The 26461-nt window shown below is 66.7% G+C and carries 21 protein-coding genes and 1 tRNA gene; 6 read left to right on the forward strand and 16 right to left on the reverse strand.

Annotated elements, in window-relative coordinates:
- The 8 genes from HIV01_RS07020 to HIV01_RS07055 form a co-directional block, all read right to left on the reverse strand.
- On the reverse strand, positions 1–483 hold the full coding sequence (locus tag HIV01_RS07020; protein WP_200605745.1) for a glutathione S-transferase family protein: 483 nt from the start codon (positions 481–483) through the stop codon (positions 1–3).
- Entirely contained in the window at positions 467–658 is a 192-nt protein-coding gene (locus HIV01_RS07025) for a thioredoxin domain-containing protein (protein WP_200605746.1), read from the reverse strand. The genes HIV01_RS07020 and HIV01_RS07025 overlap by 17 nt, the downstream gene beginning before the upstream one ends.
- 130 nt (positions 659–788) lie before the next feature.
- Positions 789–2894, reverse strand: a complete 2106-nt coding sequence (locus HIV01_RS07030; protein WP_200605748.1) for a gluconolaconase — start codon at positions 2892–2894, stop codon at positions 789–791.
- Positions 2895–3003: 109 nt separating this feature from the next.
- A complete protein-coding gene (gene paoC / locus HIV01_RS07035; RefSeq protein WP_200605749.1) occupies positions 3004–5202 on the reverse strand; it encodes an aldehyde oxidoreductase molybdenum-binding subunit PaoC in 2199 nt (732 codons plus the stop codon).
- A 4-nt stretch (positions 5203–5206) separates the two neighbouring features.
- Positions 5207–6157, reverse strand: a complete 951-nt coding sequence (locus HIV01_RS07040) for an FAD binding domain-containing protein (RefSeq protein WP_200605750.1) — start codon at positions 6155–6157, stop codon at positions 5207–5209.
- Positions 6154–6795, reverse strand: coding sequence for an aldehyde dehydrogenase iron-sulfur subunit PaoA (gene paoA / locus HIV01_RS07045; RefSeq protein WP_425600260.1), 642 nt, complete (start codon positions 6793–6795; stop codon positions 6154–6156). The genes HIV01_RS07040 and paoA overlap by 4 nt, the downstream gene beginning before the upstream one ends.
- 181 nt (positions 6796–6976) lie before the next feature.
- Complete coding sequence (gene adhP / locus HIV01_RS07050) at positions 6977–8005, reverse strand: alcohol dehydrogenase AdhP (RefSeq protein ID WP_200606398.1); 1029 nt, start codon at positions 8003–8005, stop codon at positions 6977–6979.
- 137 nt (positions 8006–8142) lie between these two features.
- Positions 8143–8218 (reverse strand) — tRNA-Thr (locus HIV01_RS07055).
- 163 nt (positions 8219–8381) lie between these two features.
- Here HIV01_RS07055 and HIV01_RS07060 point away from each other — a divergent pair.
- Positions 8382–8870, forward strand: coding sequence for a hypothetical protein (locus tag HIV01_RS07060; protein WP_200605751.1), 489 nt, complete (start codon positions 8382–8384; stop codon positions 8868–8870).
- A gap of 44 nt (positions 8871–8914) precedes the next feature.
- Here HIV01_RS07060 and ispH read toward each other — a convergent pair whose 3' ends face one another.
- The 5 genes from ispH to murJ all read right to left on the reverse strand — a co-directional run bounded on the left by ispH (position 8915) and on the right by murJ (position 15925).
- Complete coding sequence (gene ispH, locus HIV01_RS07065; protein WP_200605752.1) at positions 8915–9865, reverse strand: 4-hydroxy-3-methylbut-2-enyl diphosphate reductase; 951 nt, start codon at positions 9863–9865, stop codon at positions 8915–8917.
- A gap of 27 nt (positions 9866–9892) precedes the next feature.
- Positions 9893–10396, reverse strand: a complete 504-nt coding sequence (gene lspA / locus HIV01_RS07070; protein ID WP_200605753.1) for a signal peptidase II — start codon at positions 10394–10396, stop codon at positions 9893–9895.
- Positions 10396–13224 (reverse strand): isoleucine--tRNA ligase, encoded by a 2829-nt coding sequence (gene ileS, locus HIV01_RS07075; protein ID WP_245156984.1) that lies wholly within the window; start codon positions 13222–13224, stop codon positions 10396–10398. The genes lspA and ileS overlap by 1 nt, the downstream gene beginning before the upstream one ends.
- 72 nt (positions 13225–13296) lie before the next feature.
- Positions 13297–14238: a bifunctional riboflavin kinase/FAD synthetase gene (locus HIV01_RS07080; RefSeq protein ID WP_200605757.1), complete on the reverse strand. Its 942-nt coding sequence runs from the start codon at positions 14236–14238 to the stop codon at positions 13297–13299.
- A 61-nt stretch (positions 14239–14299) separates the two neighbouring features.
- Positions 14300–15925, reverse strand: coding sequence for a murein biosynthesis integral membrane protein MurJ (gene murJ / locus HIV01_RS07085; protein WP_200605758.1), 1626 nt, complete (start codon positions 15923–15925; stop codon positions 14300–14302).
- A 149-nt stretch (positions 15926–16074) separates the two neighbouring features.
- On the opposite strand from murJ, the gene rpsT reads away from it, so the two are divergent.
- Positions 16075–16344, forward strand: a complete 270-nt coding sequence (gene rpsT, locus HIV01_RS07090; RefSeq protein ID WP_137833401.1) for a 30S ribosomal protein S20 — start codon at positions 16075–16077, stop codon at positions 16342–16344.
- A gap of 130 nt (positions 16345–16474) precedes the next feature.
- On the opposite strand, the gene obgE is transcribed toward rpsT, so the two are convergent.
- From obgE to rplU, 3 genes are all read right to left on the reverse strand, one after another.
- Positions 16475–17554, reverse strand: coding sequence for a GTPase ObgE (gene obgE / locus HIV01_RS07095; RefSeq protein ID WP_200605760.1), 1080 nt, complete (start codon positions 17552–17554; stop codon positions 16475–16477).
- 108 nt (positions 17555–17662) lie between these two features.
- Positions 17663–17920: a 50S ribosomal protein L27 gene (gene rpmA, locus HIV01_RS07100; RefSeq protein ID WP_200605762.1), complete on the reverse strand. Its 258-nt coding sequence runs from the start codon at positions 17918–17920 to the stop codon at positions 17663–17665.
- A gap of 15 nt (positions 17921–17935) precedes the next feature.
- Positions 17936–18244 carry a 50S ribosomal protein L21 gene (rplU, locus tag HIV01_RS07105; RefSeq protein WP_158731474.1) on the reverse strand — a complete coding sequence of 103 codons (309 nt, stop codon included), beginning with the start codon at positions 18242–18244 and terminating at the stop codon, positions 17936–17938.
- Positions 18245–18495: 251 nt separating this feature from the next.
- Between rplU and HIV01_RS07110 the strand changes: the two genes are divergently transcribed.
- The 4 genes from HIV01_RS07110 to uvrA all read left to right on the forward strand — a co-directional run bounded on the left by HIV01_RS07110 (position 18496) and on the right by uvrA (position 26394).
- The gene (locus tag HIV01_RS07110) at positions 18496–19551 is read left to right on the forward strand and encodes an OmpA family protein (protein ID WP_200605764.1); all 1056 of its coding nucleotides are present in this window, start codon (positions 18496–18498) and stop codon (positions 19549–19551) included.
- Positions 19552–20056: 505 nt separating this feature from the next.
- A complete protein-coding gene (locus HIV01_RS07115; RefSeq protein ID WP_200605766.1) occupies positions 20057–22135 on the forward strand; it encodes a S8 family peptidase in 2079 nt (692 codons plus the stop codon).
- An 87-nt stretch (positions 22136–22222) separates the two neighbouring features.
- Positions 22223–23170 carry an OmpA family protein gene (locus HIV01_RS07120; RefSeq protein ID WP_207527126.1) on the forward strand — a complete coding sequence of 316 codons (948 nt, stop codon included), beginning with the start codon at positions 22223–22225 and terminating at the stop codon, positions 23168–23170.
- Between the two features lie 329 nt (positions 23171–23499).
- Positions 23500–26394 (forward strand): excinuclease ABC subunit UvrA, encoded by a 2895-nt coding sequence (gene uvrA / locus HIV01_RS07125; protein ID WP_200605769.1) that lies wholly within the window; start codon positions 23500–23502, stop codon positions 26392–26394.
- The last annotated feature ends 67 nt before the right edge of the window (positions 26395–26461 follow it).

The following is a 26461-nucleotide window of genomic DNA, read 5'->3' on the forward strand; positions in this document are numbered from 1 at the left end:
TCACGGCATGTAGTCGTCCATCACGACCACCGGCAAAGCCCGGGCCTCGTCCACCCATTCCATCACTGCCGGTCGCGCCATGAGGCGCAGGCACCATTCCTGCGCAAGCGGAAAGCCGTCGAGGTCCGGACGATGGGACACGATGCGCTGGACCACGGGCACGAAGGCCAGATCCGCCAGTGACAACGCGCCGAACAGCCACGGGCCACCGCTGTCGGCCAGCGCCTGCTCCCAGACCCGGCACAGGCGATCGGACTGCTCGACCTCGTCGGCGGTCATCGCGCGCCGCTGCGGATAGAACGAGCTTTCGAACGACAGTCGAGAGCAGATGCCGGATAGACCGCCATGGACCCAGGCCAGCAGCGATCGCGCCCTGGCACGCTGGTGGATGTCGGCAGGCAGCAGTGGCGTCGTTCCCAGTTCGCTGGCGTACTCCATGATCGCCAGCGAATCGAAGATCACATGGTCACCGTCGACCAGCACGAACCGCTGCCGGAGGCGAGAACTGCCCGATGCGGGTGAGGTTCTCGAAGCGTTGCGGCCGGCGGATGTCGACAATCCGCTCCTCGAAGGCGATGCCCTGCTCGCGCAACGCGAGCCAAGCGCGCAATGCCCAGCTCGAGGCATTGTGGGTTCCCGTGTACAGCACAAGACTCATTTCGACGGCCTCGCATGCTGCGCCAATGCGCCGACGCGAATTCTAGCGAGCGAGGATACTGCGGTCGACGCCTGGGGTTTGCGGGTTGTGCCGCAATTTTCGATTTCGATTCATCGGTCCCGCGATGTGTCTACTGCAGTCGCACGGGAAGGTCACGCCCGGCGCTCGCAGCATTGCCCATGTAGTCCTTCGCCGTGATGCGCAGGATGTAGTCGCCGGCGGCGAGGTCCGCCGGGTTCCATTGGCCGGTGGCCAGCACGCCGTCGCGAACGGTGTTGGTCACCACGTACTGGAAGCGCGTGATCGCGCTGCCGTGGACGGTGATGCCGCTGCCGGGCGCATAGGCGACCTTGACCGCGTCGTTGTCGGCCGGCATGCGATCGAAGGCGATGTTCATGCGTGGCGCCTCGTAACCGGGCAACGGTTGCCCCGCCGCATCCAGCCACTGATAGCCCAGCGCATGCAGGCCAAGGCGGCGGCGCGGCAGGTTGCGATCGACCTGGTCCCAGGCATCGACCACGATCTGCACGCCAGGCAGCGAGCGCGACAGCAGCACGCGGCCGTCCTGCTTCTGCAGCAGCGGTTGCTGGGCGGCGTCGAACAGTTCGATCCGGTCTATGCGCGGCGCGTAGCTGTCGGCGTAACCGCGGAACCCGAGGGCGATTGCGTTGCGCTCGTAGCCCTGGGCGCCCACGCTCAGGTGCACGTGCGCCATGCCGTTGATGGTGCCCAGCACGTCACCGGCCTTGAAGCGCGTGCCGCGCATCACGCGCATGCGTTCGGGCTTGCCGGTTTCGTCGAGCAGCAAATGGAAACGCGCAGGATCGATCGGCTTGCCCTGCGCGGTACGACCGACGCGCATGTGGATGTAGCCGATGCTGTCCAGCTCGAGTCCTTCGCCAAGCTTGCCCAGTGCCCAGCTCGCGGTCGGACTCGACACTTTGCCGTCGGCGATCGCGAGCACGTCTTGGCCGACATCACCGCGAATGTCGAGGCCACCGTGCAGATGGTCGCGGCTCTCGTTCTGGTAGTTGCCTCGAACCTCGCCCAGCGTGCCGACGACTTCATGCCAGCCGTCCTGCGGACGCAGCGGCCAGCGTCCCTGCGTGTCCGGCAAGGGCGCATCGGCGGCGGGTCCAACCGTCAGCACCGGCGGCGTGCTCGCATCCGTCGAGATGGGCACGATGCGATGCACGCGATGGCTGGCGGCATCGGCGACATACAGCGCACCGTCGCCATCGATCGTCAACCCGGTCGGACGCGACAGGCGCTGGTCCTGGCTGGCGCCGGTGATCACCGCCCAGCGTCCGTCACGGGTGTACTGCAAGACCGTGCCGCGGCTGTTCTCGGCGACATAGACCACGCCGTCGTGGGCGATGGCCAGGCTCAGTGGGCGATGCACGACTGGATTGGGATTGTCTGGCGCGCCCAGCAGCACGGTATCGACATCGCCGCGAGGAGTGACGCGACGCACCGCGTTGTTGCGCGTGTCGGCGACCCAGACCCGTCCGAACGCATCGATCGCAAGGCTGGTCGGCGTGTCGAAACGTGCTTGAGCGCCCAATCCGTCCTGGTAACCCGGGCGATCGCCGCCGGCCAATGTGCTGACCACGCCATCGGGCGCGATCACGCGAATGCGGTCGTTGTACGTGTCGGCGACATAGACGCGACCGTCCTTGCCCACCGCGACGCCTATGGGCCCGTTGAACTGCGCCTGCGCAGCCGGGCCATCGCGGAAGCCGGCACTGCCGTCGCCCGCAATGGTCGTCACGATGCCCTGCGGCGACACCTTGCGGATGGCGTGGTTGCCGGTGTCGGCAACGTAGAGATTGCCCGCCTCGTCGATGGCCAGACCGGACGGAGTATTGAACGCGGCCGCGCTACCTGCGCCATCGGCAAATCCCTCGACCGACCCCGCCACGGTGGTGACCGAGCCATCGCGCGCGACCCTGCGGATGCGGTTGTTGTCGCCGGCGTCGGTGACATAAACCGATCCATCGGCAGCATGGACGATGCCGTACGGATCGGCGAAGCGGGCCTGCAACGCGGCGCCCTCGCGCAGTCCGGTCACACCATCACCGGCGAGCAGTTCGAGCCTGGCCTTCCACGCGAATGGCGTCGGCGCCGGCCCGGTGGGCACGATCGCGACCTCACGGGTCGGCACGAAAATGAAAGTGGCGGCCAGCGCCGCCGCGGTCAGGCCAACGGCCAGCCACAGCCAGGTGCTTCGGGTCATGCAGGTCCTGGAGATTCGTCGCGGCGCGCGCACGATGCGCGCCGCTGGCGATCGATTCTAGGCCGATCGCGGGGTGCCTCGTCCAGCGGCCGTCACACTCGCCGCGCGATTACGCCAGCACGGGCAACTTCGCGAGCAGCTTGTCGAGCGTGATCGGGTACTCGCGCACGCGGATGCCGGTGGCGTTGTGGATGGCGTTGGCAATCGCGGCGCTGACACCGCAAATGCCCAGTTCGCCCACGCCCTTGGCCTTCATCGGCGAGGACATCGGATCGGCCTCGTCGAGGAAGATCACCTCCTGGTGCGGGACATCGGCATGCACCGGCACTTCATACCCGGCCAGGTCGTGGTTGACGAAGAAGCCAAGGCGCTTGTCGACGACCAGTTCCTCCGACAGCGCCGCGCCGATGCCCATCGTCATCGCACCGATCACCTGGCTGCGGGCCTGCTTCGGATTGAGGATGCGCCCGGCCGCGCATACGGCCAGCATCCGCCGCACGCGCGACTCGCCAGTGGCGATGTCGACGCCGACTTCGGCGAAGTGCGCGGCGAATGTCGACTGCTGGTACTTCTTGCCGAGGTCACCGAACTCCATCACATCCTCGGCGACCACGTCCCCGCCCTCGCCCGCCTGGGCCAGCGGGATGTCGCGCCCGCCGACCTGGATGCGGCCATCGGCAAACGTCGCCTCCTCGGCATTGAAGCCCAGCTTCGTCGCAATCGCCTGGCGCAGCTTCTGGCAGGCCGCGTAGACACCGGCAGTCGAACTGTTGGCGCCCCACTGGCCGCCGGAGCCGGCCGACACCGGGAACGACGAATCACCAAGCCGGACCACCACGCGATCGATCGGCACGCCCATCATCTCCGCCGCGGTCTGCGCGATGATCGTGTAGGTGCCGGTGCCGATGTCGGTCATGTCGGTCTCGACCGTGACCAGGCCGGTGCGGTCCAGGCGCACGCGCGCCGCGGATTTCATCGTCAGGTTGTTGCGGAACCCGGCCGCCACGCCCATGCCGACCAGCCAGCGTCCGTCGCGCCGTTCGCCCGGCGCCTTGGGGCGCTGGCTCCAGCCGAAGCGCTGCGCGCCCTGGCGAAGGCATTCATTGAGCTGGCGCTGCGAGAATGGACGCTTTGGATCCTCCGGATCGACCTGCGTGTCGTTGAGGATGCGGAACTCGACCGGATCCAGGCCGAGCTTTTCGGCCATTTCGTCCATCGCGATCTCCAGCGCCATCAACCCCGGCGCCTCGCCGGGCGCGCGCATGGCATTGCCCTCGGGCAGATCGAGCACGGCCAGGCGCGTGCGCGTCATCCGGTTCGCACCGGCATAGAGCAGCCGCGTCTGCTGGATCGCGTTCTCGGGACCGCCGCCGGGCAGGTCGCCCGACCAGCTCTCGTGCCCGATCGCGGTGATCTTGCCATCGCGCGTCGCACCCATCCGGATGCGCTGGATCGTGGCCGGCCGATGGGTGGTGTTGTTGGCCATCAGCGGTCGCGGCAGCGCGATCTTCACCGGTCGCCCGCAGGCGCGCGCGCCCAGTGCGGCCAGCACGGCGTCGCAACGCACGAACAACTTTCCGCCGAATCCGCCGCCGATGTAGGGCGAGATCAGGCGCACGTTCTCGCGTGGAATGCCCAGCGTCTTGGCGACGTCGCCGCGTCCCCAGTTGATCATCTGGTTGGCAGTCCAGACGGTCAGCTTGTCGCCTTCCCATGCCGCGATCGATGCGTGCGGCTCCATCATCGCGTGCGACTGGTCGGGCGTGGTGTAAGTCTCGTCGATGGTCACCGGCGCCTTGGCAAAGGCGCCGTCGAAGTCACCGACCGCGCTGTCCGGCTTGGGCTCCTTCGGCACCTGGGCGCCGGCCTTGGCCTTGTGCAGGTCGTAGGCGCCGCCGCCGCGGTTGTACTGCACGCGAACGAGTTGCGCGGCGGCGCGTGCCTGTTCGAACGTCTCGGCGACCACGACGGCGACAGCCTGGTGGTAGTGCTGGATGTCGGGGCCACCGAGCAGCTTGGCGGTGTTGAAGTCGCCCTTGACCAGCGGCCCCGCGTTGGCCGCGGTGACGATCGCAAGCACGCCGGGCGCGTGCTCGGCGGCCGTCAGGTCCATCGAGGCGATGCGGCCCTTGCCGATACCGGCGCCGACCACGTAGCCGTAAGCCGGCTTGGGAAACGCGTCATGCCATTCGTGCGCGTACGTGGCCGTGCCCGTGGTCTTGCGCGGTCCGTCGATGCGATCGAGCGGCTGGCCGATGACCTTGAGCTGGTCGATGGGATTGGTGCCGGCGGGGGTATCGAATTTCATGGCCTCATCCCTTCGCCTCGACCAGCACCGCACTCAATGTGCGCTGGGCAAGAAGCGTCTTGAATTCGTTCTGCGCAGTGGTGCGCGCGCCGGCGAACATGCGATCGGTTACGGCCTTGGCACCGCGCGGCAGTTCCGCGTCGGCCGCATCCACCCGCCACGGTCGCGGCGCCACGCCGCCCATGGCGACGCGTCCCGTGCCATCGCGCTGGACAATCGCTGCCACCGACACGAGAGCAAACGCGTAGGAAGCTCGATCGCGGACCTTGCGGTAGATCTGCGTCCCGCCAACCGGTTCGGGCAGCGTCACTGCGGTGATCAGTTCACCTGGGGCCAGCGTGTACTCCAGGTGCGGGGTCGCGCCCGGGGACCGATAAAGTTCGTCGAGCGGCATGCTGCGCGTCGAACCGTCGGCACGCACGGTCTCCACCGTTGCGTCGAGGGCACGCATCGCCACGGCCATGTCGCTGGGATGGGTGGCGATACACGACTCACTGGCGCCGATCACCGCGTGCTGGCGGCTGAATCCTTCCAGCGCCGCACAGCCGCTTCCGGGCAGGCGTTTGTTGCAGGGCTGGTTGGTGTCATAGAAGTACGGGCAACGCGTGCGCTGCAGCAGGTTTCCTGCCGTGGTCGCCTTGTTGCGCAGTTGGCCGGACGCGCCAGCCAGCAGCGCGCGCGAGAGCACGCCGTAGTCGCGGCGGACGCGGGCGTCGGCGGCCAGGTCGGTATTGCGCACCAGCGCACCGATGCGCAGGCCGCCGTCGCGGGCCTTCTCGATCTTGTCGAGCGCCAGGCCGTTGACGTCGATCAGGTGGCTGGGCGTTTCGACTTCCAGCTTCATCAGGTCGAGCAGGTTGGTGCCGCCGGCGATGAACTTCGCGCCGGGCATCCGCGCGACGGCGGCCGCCGCCTCGGCGGGAGACTTGGCACGCTCGTAACCGAAGGCTTTCATGCCGACCTCCCCGCCACGTCGGTGATGGCATCGACGATGTTGGAGTACGCGCCGCAGCGGCAGATGTTGCCGCTCATGCGCTCGCGGATCTCCTCGGTGCCCAGGCGGGGTCGCGCCGTCAGGTCGGCGCTGACCAGACTGGGAATCCCGTCCTTGATCTCGTCGAGCATCGCCACGGCCGAACAGATCTGTCCCGGCGTGCAGTAACCGCACTGGTAGCCATCGTGCTTGACGAAGGCCGCCTGCATCGGATGGAGCTTGTCGGGCGTGCCCAGCCCTTCGATCGTGGTGATGCGGTCCCCGTCGTGCATCACCGCCAGCGTCAGGCAGGCATTGATGCGACGACCGTCGACAATGACGGTGCAGGCGCCGCACTGGCCGTGGTCGCAACCCTTCTTCGTGCCGGTCAGGTGCAGGTGCTCGCGTAGCGCGTCGAGCAAGGTAGTGCGCGTATCGAGTTCGAGCTCGTGCGCCTTGCCGTTCACGTCGAGCTTGACCTTGTGCACCACGGGCGGCGCCGGGGGCGCCACCGCACTGGCCTCAGCCGCGAGCGTGGGCAGTGCCATGGCCGAGGCCGAGGTCACGCCTGCCTTGAGCAGGTCGCGCCGGGTGATGGGTAGGTTGCGGATGCTGTCCACGGGCCTGCCTCTCGATGGGTGCTTGCGGATTGTGCTGCGCGGTGTCGTCGAGCGTGCGGAAAGCTGGCGTGCTGCAGACCGGCGACCAAGGCGAATTGTGTGCGTCCACGACTGGCCACTACAAGCGACTTCCGGTGAAGGCAGAGTGGACGGAAGGGTTCAGCGTCCCTGCGGACTCACCTCAGGCCGCCATGTCGAGAACGATGCGGCCTTCGATCTCGCCCTTTCGCATGCGGTCGAAAACATCGTTGATGTTTTCGAGTTTGTCGACAGCGACGGTCGCGGAGACCTTGCCCTGCGCGGCGAACTCCAGCGATTCCTGCAAGTCCAGGCGGGTGCCGACGATCGAGCCGCGCACCGTGATGCCGTTCAGCACCATGCCGAAGATGTCCAGCGGGAAGCTTCCCGGCGGCAGGCCCACCAGCGACATCGTGCCGCGTCGACGCAACATTCCCAGCGCCTGCTCGAAAGCCTTCGGCGACACAGCGGTGACCAGCGCACCATGCGCGCCGCCGAGCTCCTGTTTCAGGAACACGGCTGGATCTGTCTTGAGTGCATTGACCGTGACGGTGGCGCCCAGCCGCCGCGCCAGGTCGAGCTTTGCGTCGTCCACGTCCACTGCGGCCACGTTCAGGCCCATCGCCTTCGCGTACTGCACGGCCATGTGGCCCAGGCCGCCAATGCCGGAAATCACCACCCAGTCACCGGGCTGGGTGTCGGTCATCTTCAGGCCTTTGTAGACGGTGACGCCGGCGCAGAGAACCGGCGCGATCTCGACAAAACCAATGCCCTTCGGCAAATGTCCGACGTAACCGGCATTGGCCAGGACGTAATCAGCGAAACCGCCATTGACCGAGTAGCCGGTGTTCTGTTGCTGCTCGCAGAGCGTCTCCCAGCCACCGAGGCAGTGTTCGCAGCAACCACAGGCCGAATACAGCCACGGGACGCCGACGCGATCGCCCTCCTTTACATGGCTGACGTTGGCGCCGACCGCCACCACATGGCCTACGCCTTCGTGGCCGGGAATGAATGGCGGCGACGGCTTTACCGGCCAATCGCCTTCGGCTGCGTGCAGGTCCGTGTGACACACGCCGCATGCCTCGATCTTCACCAGCACGTCGCCGGGACCGGGCCGCGGCACGGGCACCTCCTCGATCACCAAGGGCTGGCCGAACGCGCGAACCACCGCGGCCTTCATCTTCCGGTCCATTGCTAATCCTCGGGGGAAGGTCCGGGCATACACCTTACGCCGGTCCTGCGAGTCGGACTATCCCGATCACTCTGCCCCCCAATTCCGCAAATGAAAAAGGCCTGCAAGGCGGGAACCTTGCAAGCCTTTGTTTTCATTGGTGCCGGAAATAGGAATCGAACCTACGACCTACGCATTACGAATGCGCCGCTCTACCAACTGAGCTATTCCGGCGATAGCGCTAGCGAACCGAGACCGGCTCGCGGGACGTGAATTCTAGGCGCTGCGGGCCATTTTGGTCAACGAGCGTTGCTGGCCCTCCGCGACCGGGGCCGACGTTAAACCGGAGGACCGGGCGATCCCCCGGACCTGCCCCTTGACTGGCCCGGAGCCAAGCATGCGAAAGAGCCGCCTGATCGCAGCCACCCTTGCCGCATTCGCCTTCCTGTCGTGCCTGCACGCCGTCGCGGAGAACACGGACGGCACCAGCGCCAAGGTCATCCTCGACCAGCAACAGCAGATCCGAACCGAGGCCGGAGCGCGCCAGGGCCGCTATCGGGACATGGCGCAGGCGAACCTGGAGGCGCTGTTCGTCGAGCAGGACAACGTCACACGACTGTTGCGCGGCATCGACGACACCCGCCAGTTGCCCGAACGCGACCAGATCGCCCTGTTCAATTCGCTCGAAGCGATCGAGGGCATCCTCAACGACACCCAGGACGAACGCCTGGTCTGCGAGCGCTTCAAGCCGATCGGCAGCAATCGAACCGAAGTGTCCTGTCGGACCGCGGAGCAGCGACGCCTGGAGCGTGCGAACGCCGAGAAGGACATGACGCGCGACCAGCGCTGCAACGACGTCTGGAGCAGCGGGCACTGCACCAACTGACTCCCGCAAAGCAGAAGCCCGCCGTACGGCGGGCCTGGCATGGGTCAATCGACCAGCTGCAGCCGAAGCTCTTTCGGCAGGGCAAACACCATGTCCTCAGGCTCGCCATCGAGCTCGCTGACGTGCTGGGCACCCAGTTCGCGCAAACGCTCGATCACGCCGCGCACCAGCACCTCGGGCGCCGAGGCGCCGGCGGTCACGCCGATGCGCTTGCGGCCCTCGACCCAGGCCGGGTTGATCTCGATCGCGCCGTCGATCAGGTAGGCCGCGACGCCCTCGCGCTCGGCCAGCTCGCGCAGGCGGTTGGAGTTGGAGCTGTTGATCGAGCCAACCACCAGCACCAGGTCGCACTTGGCGGCCAGTTCGCGCACGGCGTCCTGGCGGTTCTGGGTGGCGTAGCAGATGTCGTCGTTCTTCGGACCCTGCATGGCCGGGTACTTGGTGCGCAGGGCCTCGATCACGCTGCGGGTGTCGTCCACCGACAGCGTGGTCTGGGTCGTGTAGGCGACGTTCTGCGGCTGGTCGATCTCCAGCGCGGCAACGTCGTCGTTGTCCTCGACCAGGTAGATCCTTCCCGAGCCGGCCTCGCGCTTCCACTGGCCCATCGTGCCTTCGACTTCGGGGTGACCCTCGTGGCCGATCAGCACCACGTCGCGGCCGGCACGGCAGTGCCGGGCCACTTCGAGGTGGACCTTGGTCACCAGCGGACAGGTCGCGTCGAACACCTTCAGGTCGCGCCGCTGCGCTTCCTCGCGCACGGCCTTGGATACGCCGTGGGCGCTGAAGATCACGGTGGCGCCGTCGGGCACTTCGTCGAGTTCCTCGACGAAGATTGCGCCGCGGTGCTTGAGGTCGTCGACCACGAAGCGGTTGTGCACGACTTCATGGCGCACGTAGATCGGCGCGCCGAGCGTCTCGATCGCGCGCTTGACGATCTCGATGGCGCGGTCGACGCCGGCGCAGAAACCACGGGGATTGGCTAGCAGGACATCCATGGCGCCATTGTACTCCGGGGGGGCCGACTACTTGCTCGCCGCCGGCTGCGGCTTGGGCGCCAGCAGGCCGAACAGGGCGATGCCTACCGCACCGACGACAATGGCCGAATCGGCGATGTTGAACGCCGGCCAGTAATGGTCCTGCCAGTGCCACTGGATGAAGTCGACGACGTGGCCGTGCAGCAGGCGGTCGATGACGTTGCCCAGGGCACCGCCGATCACCAGCGAATACGGCAGCGCGCTCTTCCAGTCGCTGCGACGGGTCTGCGCCAGCCACCAGCCAAGCAGGCCGCTGATCGCCACCGCCAGCACCACGAACACATACTTCTGCCAGCCACCGGCATCGCTCAGGAAGCTGAACGCCGCGCCGGTATTGTAGGTGCGGTACCAGTTCCAGAAGCCTTCGATCACCGGGATCGCGGTGTATTCCGGCAGCGAGGTCAGTACCCACCACTTGGTGAGCTGGTCGAGCACGATGACTGCCGCCGACAGCAGCAGCCACGGCAAGGCATTGGGACGAACCGGCGCCATCAGAACCACTCCCTGTTCTCACCAGCGCCGGACTCGCCGGCACCGCTGAGGTTGACCACGCAGCGGCCGCACAGCTCCGGATGGGCGGCATCGCTGCCGATGTCGGCACGGTACTGCCAGCAGCGCACGCACTTGGATTTGGTCGTCGGCGTGGCCAGCACGGCGATGTCCTTGATGCCGTCATCGGCGATGACTTCTACATCACCGCTGATGAACAGGAAGCGCAGTTCGTCGCTGAACTGGGCCAGCCAGTTCTGGTCGGCAACGCCGGCCTTCAACGCGATCTCGGCCTCGAGCGCGGCGCCGATGTCGCCGGCGGCGCGCATCGGCTCGAGCGTCCTGCTGACTTCTTCGCGCAGCGCGAGCAGGCGATCGAAGTCCTGCGCCGACAGCACCGAATCCTCGCCGAGCAGGGCCAGGCCGTCGTACCAGGTGGTGAACAGCACGTTGTCCTCGCGCGGCCCCTTGTCCGTCACCTTCGGCAGGTGCTGCCACATCTCGTCGGCGGTGAAGGCCAGGATCGGCGCGATCCAGCGCGCGAAACCTTCTGCAATGCGGTACATCGCGCTCTGCGCCGAACGGCGGCCGCGCGAATCTTCCGGCATCGTGTAGAGACGGTCCTTGGTCACGTCGAGGTAGAGCGAACCCAGGTCGACGCTGCAGAAGTTCGACAGCGCCTGCACGATCTCGGCGAAGTCGTAGCGCTCGTAGGCGCTGGCGATGCGATCCTGCAATTCGGCGGCGCGATGCACGATCCAGCGATCGAGTGCGACCATGTCGTTCAGCGGGCGCAGGTGCACGGCCGGGTCGAAACCGCTGAGGTTGGCCAGCAGGAAACGCGCGGTGTTGCGGATGCGACGGTAGACGTCGGCATTGCGCTTGAGGATGTCGTCCGACACCGACATCTCGTTGCGGTAATCGGTCGAGGCGATCCACAGGCGCAGCACGTCGGCACCCATCTGGTCGATGACCTTCTGCGGCGCCAGCGTGTTCTGCAGCGACTTGGACATCTTCTTGCCCTGCGCATCGACGGTGAAGCCGTGCGTGAGCACCTGTCGGTACGGGGCGACGCCGTCCATCGCCACGCCGGTCAGCAGCGAGCTGTGGAACCAGCCGCGATGCTGGTCGGAACCTTCCAGGTAGAGATCGGCCGGCTTGTGCAGGCCGTCCTGGGGACGCTGCGCGAGCACGCACTCGTGGCTGACGCCAGAGTCGAACCAGACGTCGAGGATGTCGGTGACCTTCTCGTAATCCGCGGCCTCGTTGCCGAGCAGCTCTTCGGCGGTCATCGCATACCAGGCATCGGCGCCTTCGAGCTCGACGCGCTCGGCGACCTTGCGCATCAGTTCGGGCGAACGCGGATGCGGCTCGCCGGTCTCGCGATGGAAGAACAATGCGATCGGCACGCCCCAGTAGCGCTGGCGCGAGATCGTCCAGTCCGGACGGCCCTCGATCATGTTGTAGATGCGCGCCTCACCCCACTCCGGCACCCAGCCGACCTTGCCGATCTCGGCCAGGCTGTCGCGGCGCAGGCCGGCCTGTTCCATCGAGATGAACCACTGCGGCGTGGCGCGGAACACCACCGGCGTCTTGTGGCGCCAGCAGTGCGGGTAGCTGTGGGTGATGCGGTGGGCGAAAAGCAGGTGGCCGCTGGCGCCGATCACGTCGAGGATCGGCTGCTCGGCCTTCCAGATGTGCAGGCCAGCCAGCGTGGTGCCATCGGCCGGCGGCGTCGACGGCAGGTACAGACCGCGGCCATCGACCGGGTTCATCTGGCCGGCGCTGTAGCGATCCATCAGGCCGTACTTCAGCCCGACCGCATAGTCCTCCTGGCCGTGGCCCGGAGCGGTATGGACGATGCCGGTGCCATCCTCGGCCGAGACATGGTCACCGACCAGCACCGGGATCTCGCGATCGGCATAGAACGGATGCTGCAGCAGCTGGCTGTCGAGGTCGTTGCCGAGGACGCGACCGAGCACGGTCACTTCCTCGATGCCGTAGCGCGACAGCGCCTTGCCGGCCAGCGCTTCGGCCAGCACCAGCAGGCGGCGACCGCCGTCGGCCATGCGCGGGCCTTCGACCAGCACGTATTCGAGTTCCGGGCCGACGCTCACCGCCAGGCTCGCCGGAAGCGTCCACGGCGTGGTCGTCCAGATCGGCATCGCCACGCGCACGCCGTCTTCGACGGTGGCGCCGAACAGCGCCGCCAGCGCCTGCGGATCGCGCGCGTCGTAGGCGACGTCGATCGCCCAGGACTGCTTGTCGGCGTACTCGATCTCCGCCTCGGCCAGGGCCGAGCCGCAATCGAAGCACCAGTGCACCGGCTTGGCGCCGCGCACCAGGTGGCCGCGTTCGACGATCTTCGCCAGCGAACGGATGATGTCGGCCTCGTAGCGGAAGTCCATCGTCCGGTACGGGTTCTCCCAGTCACCGAGCACGCCCAGGCGCTTGAAGTCGGTGCGCTGCAGGTCGATCTGCTCGGCGGCGTATTCGCGGCACTTCTGCCGGAACTCGCTGGCGTCGATCTTGTCGCCGACCTTGCCGAATTTCTTTTCGACCTGGTGCTCGATCGGCAGGCCGTGGCAATCCCAGCCCGGCACGTACGGCGCGTCGAAGCCGGCCAGCAGCTTGGACTTCACCACCACGTCCTTGAGCACCTTGTTGACCGCGTGGCCCAGGTGGATCGCGCCGTTCGCATACGGCGGGCCGTCGTGCAGCACGAAGCTGCGCTCGCGCTTGCCGACCTTCTCGCGGATTCGCTGGTACAGGCCCTCGCCTTCCCAGCGCGCCAGGGTCACCGGCTCGCGCTTGGGCAGGTCGCCGCGCATCGGGAAATCCGTCGCCGGCAGATGCAGGGTGGCTTTGTACTGGTTGGTTTCGTTATTGGTCACAGCGTGCGCTCAGGCGAAAACTTCTTGCGAAAGGATGGCGCGGGCCTGCTCGGCGTCGCGGTGCATCTGCGCGGTCAGTGCCGGCAGATCGGAGAATTTCAGTTCATCACGCAGCTTGGCGACGAATTCGACTTCGATGCGCTGGCCGTAGAGGTCGCCGTTGAAGTCGAACAGGTGTGCTTCGAGCAATGGCTCCACGCCGGCCACGGTCGGCCGCGTGCCCAGGCTCGACACGGATGCGCGTGGCTTGTCGCCGACGCCGTGCACCCAGGTCGCATAGATGCCCGACAACGCCGGGGTCTTGCCGGCGAAGCGCAGGTTGGCGGTCGGAAAACCGAGCGTGCGACCGAGGCGCTTGCCCGGCACGACGTGGCCGTCGATCGCATAGGGCCGACCGAGCAGTTCGGCGGCCGCGTCGAAGTCGCCGGCGAGCAGGGCTTCGCGGATCTTGGTGCTCGACACGCGCACGCCGTCGAGCAGGAACGGTTCGATCTCGCCGGCACCGAAACCATGCTCGGCGCCCATCCGCTGCAACAGCGCGATGTCGCCGGCGCGGCCCTTGCCGAAGCGAAACTCCGGGCCGACCCAGACTTCGCGCGCCGACAGGCGGCCCATCAGCACCGTGCGGACAAAATCCTCGGCCGACATGCTGCTGAAGCGGCGGTCGAAGCGCAGCAGGCCGAGCTGGTCGGCGCCCAGGTCGAACAGGCGCTCGGCCTTGGCGTGGGTCAGCAGCAACCGCGGCGGCGGTGCCGCCGGGGCGAAGAACTCGCGCGGAAGCGGTTCGAAGCTCAGCACGACCGCTTCCACGCCCAACGCGCGGGCACGGGCAACCGTGTGGCGCACCAGCGCCTGATGCCCGAGATGCAGGCCGTCGAATGCGCCGATGCAGACCACACTGCCGTGCGGGCACCGGGACCCGCCCTCGACGTCACGAAAAAGCCTGCTCATTGCCATTAAGTATAGCCGGGGCAAGGGATTTCCATTCCCCTCGCCCCTGCACTGGTCATCGTCAGTGCCCGCGCAGGTCGCGCGGACGGATGCCCTGCAGCCACAACGCGGCGGCATAGGCGATGCCGCCGGCGCCGACCAGCACGCCCAGCTTCCAGACCCGCTCCCACCACGGCCACTCGCTCCAGCCCTGCCAGCCCCAAAGGATGGCCAGCAGCACCGCCGTCATGGCGAGGCTGGCCACGGCGATCTGGCGCAGGAAACGGCGCCAGCCCGGCTGCATCTCGTAAACCTTGGAACGGCTGAGGTACCACCACAGCTGCAGCGCGTTGGTCCAGCCGGCGATCGCGATGGCCAGCGCCAGCAACGCATGCGCGCCGGGGATGCGACCCAGGGCATCGAGCAGGCCGGTCGACTGCGCCCGTGCCGCGGCGCCGACGTCGGTCAGGAACAGCAGCCCCAGCATCAGGGTGATGGTCATCAGCACGTTCACCGCCACCGAGACCACCGCCGACTTCACCGGCGTCTTGGTGTCCTGGCGCGAATAGAAGCCCGGCGCCAGCACCTTCACCAGCAGGAACGCCGGCACCGCGGTCGACTGCGCGATCAGGCTCAGTTGAGCCATGCGCGTGTCCTCGGCGCTGAAATGGCCGTGCTGGAACAGCGCGGCGATCAGCGGCTTGGCGCACAGCACCAGGCCGATGCAGGCCGGCACGCCGATCATCATGCAAAGGCGGAAACCCCAGTCGAGGCCGCGCGAGAAGCCTTCGGGATCGGTGTCGGCGTGGCGCGCCGACAGGTGCGGCAGGATCACCGTGCCGATGGCGACGCCGAACATGCCCAGCGGGAATTCCAGCAGGCGGTCGGTGTAGTACAGCCAGGTCACGCTGCCGCTGATCAGGAACGAAGCCATGATCGTGTTCAACAGCAGGTTGACCTGGGCCACGGACGAGCCGAACAGGGTCGGCACCATCAGCTTCATGATCTTGCGCACGCCGCCATGCGAACCGCCCCAGCGCGGTCGCGGCAGCAGCCCGATCCGCGCGAGCGACGGCAGCTGGAAAACCAGCTGGGCGATACCGGCGGCGAACACGCCCCAGGCCAGCGCCAGTACCGGCTCGTAGCCCCATTCCTTGAGCTGCGGCGCCAGGCACAGCGCGGCCAGGATCATCGAGATGTTCAGCAGCACCGGCGACAGCGCCGGGATGGCGAAGCGCTTGTAGCTGTTGAGGATGCCGCCGACGAAGGAGGCCAGCGAGATGAACAGCGCATAGGGGAAGGTGATGCGGAGCATCAGCTCGGCCAGCTCGCTTTGCTCGCTGCCGGGCTCGAAGCCGGGCGCGAACAGGCGCATCACCACGGGCGCGAAGATCACCGCCAGGGCCGTGATCACCAGCAGCGCGGCGGTCAGGGTGCCGGCGACCCGGTCGATCAGTTCCTTGACCGCGGCCTCGTCGTGCTTGGCCTTGTACTCGGCCAGCACCGGCACGAAGGCCATCGAGAACGAGCCCTCGGCCGAGAGCCGGCGCATGAAATTGGGGATCCGGAAGGCCACCACGAAGGCGTCCATGGCCGGGCTGGCCCCGAACACGGCCGCATAGATCTGGTCCCGAACCAGCCCGGAGACGCGCGAAATGAACGTCATCGCGCTGAAAATGGTTGTAGAGCGCAACAGCCCCCCACTCATCGACCCTTCCCCCGGCTGCTGACGCACGCCCTGCTGGGCCCGGCTCCGTTGGGCCCGGCCATGTTGACGCAACCCATTGTATCGTCCATACTTTCCGGTCTGATTTTCCGCAATCCCATATTTCTCTTACCAGTTTCCAGGAATTTGCCGTGGCAAACATCAAGTCCGCCAAAAAGCGCGCCAAGCAGACCGTCGTCCGCAATGCCCGCAACGCCAGCCAGCGTTCGATGCTGCGTACCGCTGTGAAGAAGGTGCTCAAGGCCCTGGGCGAGAACGACGCCGCCGGCGCCGAGACCGCCTTCGCAGTCGCACAGCCGATCCTCGATCGCTTCAGCTCGCGTGGTCTCATCCACAAGAACAAGGCTGCCCGTCACAAGGCTCGCCTGAACGCCCGTATCAAGGCGCTCAAGGCTGCGTGATCCAGCCGACGCGCCGGCAACGCCGGCGCTGAAGCGGTAGTCAAGTTCGTCGCCCTGCCCGGCCTCACCGCCGACAGCGCAAAACAAAAACCCGGCCGATGCCGGGTTTTTTGTTGCCTGCGCGACAGGCTCAAGGAGCATGCGGGCCTTCTGCCTGTGCGGCCTCCAGCGCTTCGGCGCGCTGGCGGTCGAAGAAGGCCATCACGTCCTGCATGATCGGGAACGTGCCTTCGCGACCGATCGCAGAGACCATGTACCAGCGGTCCTTCCAGCCCAGCTCGTCGATGATCGCCTTGGCCGCGGCCTGCTGCTCTTCTTCCAGCAGCAGGTCGGACTTGTTGAGCACCAGCCAGCGCGGCTTGTCGAGCAGTTCCGGGTCGTGCCTGGCCAGCTCGCGCTCGATCGCGCGCACCTGCTGGGCCGGGCTCAGCTGCTCGCTGCCCTCTTCCTCGCCGAACGACATCGGCGCCATGTCGACCAGGTGCAGCAGCAAGCGCGTGCGCTGCAGGTGGCGCAGGAACTGCGCGCCCAGGCCGGCACCGTCGGCAGCGCCTTCGATCAGGCCAGGGATGTCGGCGATGACGAAGCTTCGATGCGCTTCGACGCTGACGACACCGAGATTGGGATAGAGCGTGGTGAACGGATAGTCGGCGACCTTGGGAGTCGCCGCCGACACCGCGCGGATAAGCGTGCTCTTGCCGGCATTGGGGAAGCCGAGCAGGCCGACGTCGGCCAGCAGCTTGAGTTCGAGCTTGAGCTCGCGCTCTTCGCCCGGCAGGCCCGGCAGCGCCTTGCGCGGCGAGCGGTTGACCGAGCTCTTGAAATGCATGTTGCCCAGGCCGCCACTGCCGCCCTTGGCCACCAGCAGGCGATCGCCGTGGGCGACCAGGTCGCCGATGACTTCATCGGTGCCGACGTTGGTGATCACGGTGCCGACCGGCACGGTGATGATCAGGTCTTCGCCGGCCTTGCCGTACATCTGCCGACCCATGCCGTTCTCGCCGCGCTTGGCGCGGAACTGGCGCTGGTGGCGGAAGTCGACCAGGGTATTGAGATTCTCGTCGGCGACCAGCCAGACGCTGCCGCCAGCGCCGCCGTCGCCGCCATCGGGACCGCCGAGCGGGATGAATTTTTCACGGCGGAAGCCAACGCAGCCATTGCCGCCGTTGCCTGCGCTGACCTGGATTTCGGCTTCGTCGACGAGTTTCATGGGAGCGTTGAGTTACTTCAGTAGTGGAGCTGTTGAACGGATGCGAGCTTATCGCAGAAACGAAAAGCCCCGCCGAAGCGGGGCCCCTCGCTGCAGCTTCGAATCCGATTACTCGGAGACGACGCTGACGGTGCGACGCTTCTTCGGGCCCTTGGTCGCGAACTCGACCTTGCCGTCGACCAGCGCGAACAGGGTGTGATCGCGGCCGAGGCCGACGCCGGAACCCGGGTGGAACTGGGTGCCGCGCTGACGAACGATGATGTTGCCGGCCTCGATGGCCTGGCCGCCGTACATCTTCACGCCGAGGTACTTCGGGTTGGAGTCGCGGCCGTTACGGGTGGAACCTACGCCCTTTTTGTGTGCCATGGCTGCTTCTCCTAATTAGCCGGCGATGCCGGTGATTTCGATTTCGGTGTAGTGCTGACGGTGACCCATCTGCTTGCGGTGGTGCTTGCGGCGACGGAACTTCACGATGCGCACCTTGTCGGCGCGGCCGTGGCCGACGACCTTGGCGGAGACGGTGGCACCCTTGAGGGCGTCGCCGATCTTCACGCCGTCGCTTCCGCCCAGCATCAGGACGTTGTCGAGCTTGATCTCGCTGCCGACTTCGGCATCGAGCAGTTCAACGCGCAGGGTTTCGCCCTGCATCACGCGGTACTGCTTACCGCCGGTGACTACTACTGCGTACATGACCAGATTCCTCTGTAGTTATTTTGGTCGCTGCCGCACCCAAAACCGGGCGGACAGAAGCGGAATTTTAGGGGTTTCAGCGGGTTACGGCAAGTCCTGGGCCACTTTCGGGCCGGCGGGGGCCGGAGGCGGCCTGCCACCCCCTTAACGCCGCCCATGCTGTACTGCCCTGGCGCCGGGGCGACGCCGGGGCGGCGTCGAAGCTGGCCCCCGCAGCCTGAGTCCGGGACGCCTGAGCGGGAGGAACCGCCATGTTCGGCCAGATTCTAGAGCAGGTGAGCCGCCGGTTCGGCCTCGATCCGGACCAGGCCAAGCGCTTGATGGGCTTGCTGGTGGCGCAGGTCTTCAATCCCAAGCAGGGCGGCCCGGCCGGCTTCATCCAGTCGTTCAGGAACCAGGGACTGGGCGATCTGATCGACTCCTGGCTCGGGCCGGGGCCCAACCAGCCGATCACCCCTGCCCAGCTCGAGGGCGTCCTCGGCAGCGATACCCTGTCCAGCTTCAGCAACCGCCTGGGCCTGCCAGCAGCAACCGTAGGCACAGCCGCGGCCGCGATGCTGCCCGATGCGATCGATGAACTCAGCGAGCATGGCGACCTGCCGGTCGCGGCCAGCCCGCTGTCGCAGAAACTCGAGCACTGGTTCGGCGGCATTGGCATGGGCCTGGACGAGTTCGGGCAATGGGCGGCCGCGTCCGCGGTCGGCGCCGCCGGCGTCGCTGCGGCAGCACCACTGCGACCAGATCCACCCGCGGTCGAACCCGCCCGCTCCCGATCCAGGGCCCATCACCTGCTGCCGTGGTTGTTGATCGGCGGCGTGATCGCTGCCGCCGTGTTGTTGCCTCGTGGCTGCCACGGCGAACGCACCGGCGTCACCGAAGCGCCAACCGCTGCAGTCAATGGCGATGCAGCCACGCAGGCGCTGGACCAGCTGATCTCGCGCGACTTCACGGCGGACGACCTGGTGCATGCGCTGAACCTGATGGTGGTGCATTTCGATACCGACAGCGCACGCATCTCCGCGCAGAGCGACGCGATCCTCGCCAAGGCCGCTGTTGCGATGAAGAAGTCACCTGCGGGAACACGCATCGAGATTGGCGGCCACACCGACAACAGCGGCGATGCCGCCGCCAACCTGAAGCTGTCGCAGGATCGCGCCGACGCGGTGAAACAACGACTGATCGAACAAGGCGTCGATGCATCCATCCTGACCAGCGTCGGTCATGGACAGGATCAACCAGTTGCTGACAACGCGACAGATGAGGGACGCGCGCGCAATCGTCGAATCGAATTCAGTGTTGTGAAGTAGCCGACACTTTCACGCGAAGTAGACACGCGGCGTCTGCTTCGATGCGCATTCATCATTCACCTCACTGATTGCGCAGTCGCTTCTTGTTCAAGCGCGTGTACTTTCCTGTTCCGGATGCTTGCACTTCTGCGATGGTTTGGAATACGTTCACGTTGTGAGCGGCTACAGGGGGCCAATCACCATCGAGCATCCCGCGCGGCTGCGTGATTGAACGCGGCACGAGGGATTGAACGCGACCAGGAAAGCGCGATCAGAAGGGGCCCCGGCATGTCACTGGAAGGATCCGGCAACGTCCGCGTTGTGCCCTTACGTCATACGCCTGCGGCGCCACGCCGCAATTCCACACATCGAATCCCGCGTGCCAGCGCGCGACTGCATTGCAGCGCCTGCGCCATTGGCACACACCCTGTCGGGCGACACGGATCTGCTCCGATGTAGCCGACACGAACCCCGGAGCCAAGGGGAGGCGACGGGAAATCCTGAGCAGCCAACAAAGGATGTTGTCATGACTCGCAAGACTCGCTCCCTGAAGTGGACCGCGCTGGCAATCGCTACCGCTTTCATCGTCGCTCCTGCCGCCAACTCCGGCGGAAAGCTGCCGAACGTCAACACGTCCAAGGTCTCCACCGTATCCAAGCAAGCGGTAAAGGCGGCCAAGAAGCAGCCCGTGCAGTACGACCGCTTCATCATCACCTACCGATCGGACGCCAGGAAGCTGAGCGCTGCGGCAAGTGGCACGCAACTGGCCACGGCAGCCAAGACGCTGGGCCTGGGCATTGCACCGATGCGCACGCTGGCAACCGGCAGCTCGCTGATCCGCACCGATCGCAAGCTCGACCTTGCCGCGACCAAGCAGCTGATGGTCGAGCTGATGAAGGATCCCACCGTGCTCGCGGTCGAGCCCGATCGCCTGCGCAAGCCGCTGATGGTGCCCAACGATCCGCTGTATGCGCAGCAGTGGCACTACAAGAATGGTCCGGGCGGCATCAATGCCGAGCCGGCATGGGACATCAGCACCGGTTCCGGCGTCGTGGTCGCCGTGCTCGACACCGGCATCACGCCGCATTCGGAGTTGAACACCCAGACCGTCGCCGGCTACGACTTCATCTTCGACCCGGAAGTGAGCGTCGATGGCGACGGCCGTGACGCCGACCCGAACGATCCGGGCGACTGGCACGACGGCGAGTGCAACATCTTCAACATCCCCGAAGACAGCAGCTGGCACGGCACGCATGTCGCCGGCACGGTCGCGGCAGCGACCAACAACAGCGCCGGCGTGGCCGGCGTGGCGTTCGGCGCGAAGGTGCAGCCGGTACGCGTGCTCGGCAAGTGCGGCGGTTACGAGTCCGACATCATCGATGCAGTGACCTGGGCCTCGGGCGGCACGGTTGCCGGTGTTCCGGCCAATGCCACGCCGGCGGAAGTGATCAACCTCAGCCTCGGTGGCGGTGGCGCCTGCTCGGTCGCCGAACAGGCCGCGTATACCGCGGCAGTCGGTCGCGGCACGACCGTTGTCGTATCGGCAGGCAACTCGTCCGACGATGCGGCCAACTACTCGCCGGCTAGCTGCAACGACGTGATCACGGTTGCTTCGGTCGGCCCGACTGGCACGATCTCGGACTTCTCCAACTACGGCAACGTCGTCGACGTCGCGGCACCCGGCGGTTCGGGATACACGCCGGCAGCGGACAACATCCTGTCGACGCTCAACCTCGGCCTGCAGGGCCAGGGGGCCGAAGGCTATGCCTGGTACGCGGGTACTTCGATGTCGGCACCGCACGTGTCGGGCACGATCGCCCTGATGCAGGCCGCCGCAGCGACACCGAAGACCCCGGCGCAGGTCAAGAAGATCCTCGAGAACACCGCCTATGCCTCCGGCGGATTCGCGGGCGGTTGCAGCTACGACAACTACTGCGGCGCAGGCATCATCGATGCACGCTATGCGGTGGCCGTCGCCGCCGGCACGGAAGCCTTGCCGCCGGACGTCCCGCCGCCGCCGCCGCCGCCGCCGGCCATCCCGCTGAGCAACGGCGTCACCGTCACCGGCATTACCGTCGCCGCCAACGGCACGATCCGCTACGAGCTGCTGGTTCCCAACGGCGCGTCCAACCTGCTGTTCGCCATGTACGGCGGAACAGGCGATGCCGACATGTACGTCCGTCGCGGCGCCGAGCCGACGCTGACCTCGTATGACTGCCGTCCTTTCACCTTCGGCAACAACGAGAACTGCTTCTTCCCGGCACCGCAGGGCGGCAAGTGGTACGTGACGGTCCGTGGCTTCAGTGCCGCCACCGGCGTGTCGCTGTATCCCAGCTTCACCGACGCCAACTGGCCGCGCGCGGTCGAGGCCGAGGCCACCGCGCTCAGCAACCATCGCACGCGCGTCGACCTCACCTGGACCTTCGGCAAGAAGAACATCGACATCTACCGCAATGGCGCCATCCTCAAGACCGTAAAGAACAAGGGCGCTGCGACCGATACGTTCCGCATCATCGGCAGCGGCACCATGAGCTACAAGCTGTGCAACAACGGTACGCAGGAATGCGCGGATCCGGTCGAGATCGAATACGTCTCGCACAAGTAATCGCAGTGGAAACCAGCGAGGGCCCGGTTCGCCGGGCCCTCCCTTTCGTGAAGCCATGCACCCGGAGCACCCATGAAGCCAGTCCGCATGACTGCATCACCCACCCTTCCCACGACATCGCGGGCGACCCTCGTCGCCGCGCTGACGTTCGCCGCCGTGATCGCCTTCGCCGGTTGCAGCCGCGACGCAACACCGGCGCCCTCGGCGCAGGCCACGGCGGACACCGCCGCCGCACCGCCGGCAGCGCAATTCGAGGCGCGGCTGAACCTGGTCAACAACAACGGCACGGTGCGCTATGACGGCACCGTCGACAGCGAGAGCACCCGCAAAGCGATCGAAGCCATGCTGCGCCAGGCCTACGGACCCGGCATCTCCGGCTCGCTCGCCGTGGACTCGGCCGCAAGGCCGGCGCCGTGGCAGGCAAACCTGCCGCAGTTCCTGAGCGCATTCACGATGCCTGGCGCCGCGATCGGCTTCGACGGGCAACGCATCGAACTCGGCGGCTACGCATCGGACCCTGACCGCACCGCCCTGCTCAGCCGCGCCGAACAGCTGTTCCCGGGCTACACCCTCACCGGCCTGTTCCGCGGCGTGGGGAACAGCCCTGACGCCGCCGCACAGGCGCTGGCGGGGCTGAAGACCGGCGCATCGGCCGGAGACGTCATCAAGGCCCTGAACCAGACACCGATCCAGTTCATCGACGGCAGCGCCCAGGTCAGCCCGGACAGCCTGGCCGTGCTCAGCCAGGCCGCCAAGGCGATCCAGGGCAGTGGCGGCGAGAAGCGGATCGAGATCACCGGTCCGGCCGGTGCCGCAGAGGACCTGGCGCTGTCGCAGCAGCGCGCCGAGGCGATCAAGGTGCAGTTGATCGTCAATGGGGTCAGCCCGGGCTCGATTGAGACCAAGGGGGCACGTTGCCGGCAGCCCGGGCAGCGGTGCGAGCTTCAGGTTGCTGTAAGCGCTTCGGTCGCAGCAACGACGCTGGGTCCCCGCCTTCGCGGGGATGACGGTTTGCTGCCGAAGACCGGGAAATGACATGCCAAGCGTCGTCCGCCGGGTCGGGGATTGCGCAGCAGCGGGCCATGGATGGCCCGCGCCCCGCCTTCGGACAGGATGTCCGAACGAAGGGGCGGAGCAATCCCCGGCCCGGCGGACGACGCCCCGCCGAAGCCCGAGGCGCCCGAAGCGCCCAAACACCGCAGGCACCCGAGTGCCCCAATCGCCCCGCCAGGGCTGAACACCCCCAGCAGCCCCGCCCTGCGGCCCTTCCAAAGTTACTAATTGCCCCCATCTTCGCCAGTCGATACGCTCCCCTGTTCGCCGATGCATTACGCGCCGGCGACCTCCTCCCAGACAGGCAACCGATGGCGCTGGACTACATCCGCATCCGCGGTGCGCGGACGCACAATCTCAAGAACATCGATCTCGACCTGCCGCGCGACAAACTGATCGTGATTACCGGCCTGTCGGGCTCGGGCAAATCGTCGCTGGCGTTCGACACCATCTACGCCGAAGGCCAGCGCCGCTACGTCGAGTCCCTCTCGGCCTACGCCCGCCAGTTCCTGTCGGTGATGGAAAAGCCCGATGTCGACCACATCGAAGGCCTCTCCCCGGCGATCTCGATCGAACAGAAGTCGACCTCGCACAACCCGCGATCGACTGTCGGCACGATCACCGAGATCTACGACTACCTGCGCCTGCTCTACGCACGCGTCGGCACCCCGCGCTGCCCCGACCACGGCTACCCCCTGGAAGCCCAGACTGTCAGCCAGATGGTCGACCAGGTCCTCGCCCTGGGCGAGACCGAAGAAGGCCGCGAACAGCGCTACATGCTGCTGGCCCCGGTGATCCGCGAACGCAAGGGCGAGCACGCCCAGGTCTTCGAACAACTGCGCGCACAAGGCTACGTCCGCGTCCGCGTCGACGGCGAACTCTATGAGATCGATGCGGTGCCGCCGCTGGCGCTGCGCGTCAAGCACACGATCGAAGCCGTGATCGACCGCTTCAAGCCGCGCGAAGACATCAAGCAGCGCCTGGCCGAATCGTTCGAGACCGCCCTCAAGCTCGGCGACGGCATGGCCCAGGTGATGTCGCTCGACAACGCCGAGGCCGCCCCGCTGCTGTTCTCGTCCAAGTACAGCTGCCCGGTGTGCGACTACTCGCTGCCCGAGCTCGAACCGCGCCTGTTCTCGTTCAACTCGCCGATCGGCGCCTGCCCGACCTGCGACGGCCTGGGTGTGGCGCAGTTCTTCGATCCCTCGCGCGTGGTCGTGCACCCGGAGCTGTCGCTCTCGGCCGGCGCCGTGCGTGGCTGGGACCGCCGCAACGCCTACTACTTCCAGCTGATCCAGTCGCTGGCCAAGCACTACAAGTTCGACGTCGACGCAGTCTGGCAGACCCTGCCGGAGAACGTGCGCCAGGCCGTGCTGTTCGGCAGCGGCGAAGAACTGGTGACCTTCACCTACCTCACCGAGAGTGGCGGCCGCAGCCAGCGCAAGCACCGCTTCGAAGGCATCGTCCCCAACCTCGAACGGCGCTACCGCGAGACCGAGTCGGCGGCAGTGCGCGAGGAACTGGCCAAGTACATCAGCGAGCGCGCCTGCACCGACTGCGGCGGCGCCCGCCTGAATCGCTCCGCGCGCAACGTCTTCGTCGCCGAACGCCCGCTGCCGCAGATCGTGGTGCTGCCGGTCGACGAAGCGCTGTCGTTCTTCAAGGGCCTCAACCTGCCCGGCTGGCGTGGCGAGATCGCGACCAAGATCGTCAAGGAGATCAGCGACCGCCTGCGCTTCCTGGTCGATGTCGGCCTCGATTATCTGACGCTCGAGCGCAAGGCCGATTCGCTATCGGGCGGTGAAGCCCAGCGCATTCGCCTGGCCTCGCAGATCGGCGCCGGCCTGGTCGGCGTGATGTACGTGCTCGACGAGCCGTCGATCGGCCTGCACCAGCGCGACAACGAGCGCCTGCTCGGCACGCTGACGCGCCTGCGCGACCTCGGCAACACCGTGATCGTGGTCGAACACGACGAAGACGCAATCCGCCTGGCCGACTACGTCGTCGACATCGGCCCCGGTGCCGGCGTGCACGGCGGCGAAGTCATCGCCCAGGGCCAGCTCGCCGACCTCCTCAAGGCGCCGCGCTCGCTGACCGGCCAGTACCTCAGCGGCAAGAAGCGCATCGAGATCCCGGCCAAGCGCCACAAGCCCGATCCCAAGACCACCTTCCACCTGCGCGGCGCCACCGGCAACAACCTCAAGGACGTCGACCTGGCGGTGCCGAGCGGATTGTTCACTGCCGTCACCGGCGTGTCGGGTTCGGGCAAGTCGACGCTGATCAACGACACGCTGTTCGCGATCGCCGCCAACGAACTCAACGGCGCCTCGCACACGCCGGCGCCGCACCGCGAGTACGAGAACATCGAGCTGTGGGACAAGGTCGTCGACATCGACCAGTCGCCGATCGGTCGTACGCCTCGCAGCAATCCGGCGACCTACACCGGCCTGTTCACGCCGCTGCGCGAGCTGTTCGCGCAGGTGCCCGAAGCGCGCGCGCGCGGCTACTCGCCGGGCCGTTTCAGCTTCAACGTCCGTGGCGGCCGCTGCGAGGCCTGCCAAGGCGACGGCCTGATCAAGGTCGAGATGCACTTCCTGCCCGACGTGTACGTGCCCTGCGACGTCTGCGGCGGCAAGCGCTACAACCGCGAAACACTGGAAGTCCTCTACAAGGGCTACAACATCAACGACGTGCTGGAGATGACGGTCGAGGATGCGCTGGGCCTGTTCGAGGCGATCCCGGCGATCGCGCGCAAGCTCGAAACGCTGATGGACGTCGGCCTGAGCTACATCAAGCTCGGCCAGAGCGCGACCACGCTGTCCGGCGGCGAGGCGCAGCGCGTCAAGCTGTCAAAGGAACTGTCGCGGCGCGACACCGGCCGCACGCTCTACATCCTCGACGAGCCGACCACCGGCCTGCACTTCCACGACATCGAACACCTGCTGGCCGTGCTGCATCGCCTGCGCGACGACGGCAACACCGTGGTCGTGATCGAGCACAACCTCGACGTGATCAAGACCGCCGACTGGGTCATCGACCTGGGTCCGGAAGGCGGCCATCGTGGCGGCACCATCCTCGCCACCGGTACGCCGGAACACATCGCCAGCCTGACCCACTCCCACACCGGCCGCTTCCTCGCCCCGCTGCTCGGCGCGAAACCTGAAGCGCCAGGTCGCAAGACGAACAAGAAGAAAACCGCCGCATGAGCGACACCCCCGCTGTAAATGGCGACCCGTCCAAATCGGGTCGCAGCACCGCACGCAAGCGCAAGCC

This window comes from Lysobacter arenosi, assembly GCF_016613475.2.
GTDB classification, from domain to species: Bacteria; Pseudomonadota; Gammaproteobacteria; order Xanthomonadales; family Xanthomonadaceae; genus Lysobacter_J; species Lysobacter_J arenosi.

What these genes read in the sequence shown, in the direction of transcription:
- HIV01_RS07025 (WP_200605746.1), bottom strand. Translation starts at nt 658, where the DNA reads ATGAGTCTTGTGCTGTACACGGGAACCCACAATGCCTCGAGCTGGGCA.
- HIV01_RS07030 (WP_200605748.1), bottom strand. Translation starts at nt 2,894, where the DNA reads ATGACCCGAAGCACCTGGCTGTGGCTGGCCGTTGGCCTGACCGCGGCG.
- paoC (WP_200605749.1), bottom strand. Translation starts at nt 5,202, where the DNA reads ATGAAATTCGATACCCCCGCCGGCACCAATCCCATCGACCAGCTCAAG.
- HIV01_RS07040 (WP_200605750.1), bottom strand. Translation starts at nt 6,157, where the DNA reads ATGAAAGCCTTCGGTTACGAGCGTGCCAAGTCTCCCGCCGAGGCGGCG.
- adhP (WP_200606398.1), bottom strand. Translation starts at nt 8,005, where the DNA reads ATGGACCGGAAGATGAAGGCCGCGGTGGTTCGCGCGTTCGGCCAGCCC.
- HIV01_RS07060 (WP_200605751.1), top strand. Translation starts at nt 8,382, where the DNA reads ATGCGAAAGAGCCGCCTGATCGCAGCCACCCTTGCCGCATTCGCCTTC.
- ispH (WP_200605752.1), bottom strand. Translation starts at nt 9,865, where the DNA reads ATGGATGTCCTGCTAGCCAATCCCCGTGGTTTCTGCGCCGGCGTCGAC.
- lspA (WP_200605753.1), bottom strand. Translation starts at nt 10,396, where the DNA reads ATGGCGCCGGTTCGTCCCAATGCCTTGCCGTGGCTGCTGCTGTCGGCG.
- ileS (WP_245156984.1), bottom strand. Translation starts at nt 13,224, where the DNA reads ATGCGCGGCGACCTGCCCAAGCGCGAGCCGGTGACCCTGGCGCGCTGG.
- HIV01_RS07080 (WP_200605757.1), bottom strand. Translation starts at nt 14,238, where the DNA reads ATGAGCAGGCTTTTTCGTGACGTCGAGGGCGGGTCCCGGTGCCCGCAC.
- murJ (WP_200605758.1), bottom strand. Translation starts at nt 15,925, where the DNA reads ATGAGTGGGGGGCTGTTGCGCTCTACAACCATTTTCAGCGCGATGACG.
- obgE (WP_200605760.1), bottom strand. Translation starts at nt 17,554, where the DNA reads ATGAAACTCGTCGACGAAGCCGAAATCCAGGTCAGCGCAGGCAACGGC.
- rpmA (WP_200605762.1), bottom strand. Translation starts at nt 17,920, where the DNA reads ATGGCACACAAAAAGGGCGTAGGTTCCACCCGTAACGGCCGCGACTCC.
- rplU (WP_158731474.1), bottom strand. Translation starts at nt 18,244, where the DNA reads ATGTACGCAGTAGTAGTCACCGGCGGTAAGCAGTACCGCGTGATGCAG.
- HIV01_RS07110 (WP_200605764.1), top strand. Translation starts at nt 18,496, where the DNA reads ATGTTCGGCCAGATTCTAGAGCAGGTGAGCCGCCGGTTCGGCCTCGAT.
- HIV01_RS07115 (WP_200605766.1), top strand. Translation starts at nt 20,057, where the DNA reads ATGACTCGCAAGACTCGCTCCCTGAAGTGGACCGCGCTGGCAATCGCT.
- HIV01_RS07120 (WP_207527126.1), top strand. Translation starts at nt 22,223, where the DNA reads ATGACTGCATCACCCACCCTTCCCACGACATCGCGGGCGACCCTCGTC.
- uvrA (WP_200605769.1), top strand. Translation starts at nt 23,500, where the DNA reads ATGGCGCTGGACTACATCCGCATCCGCGGTGCGCGGACGCACAATCTC.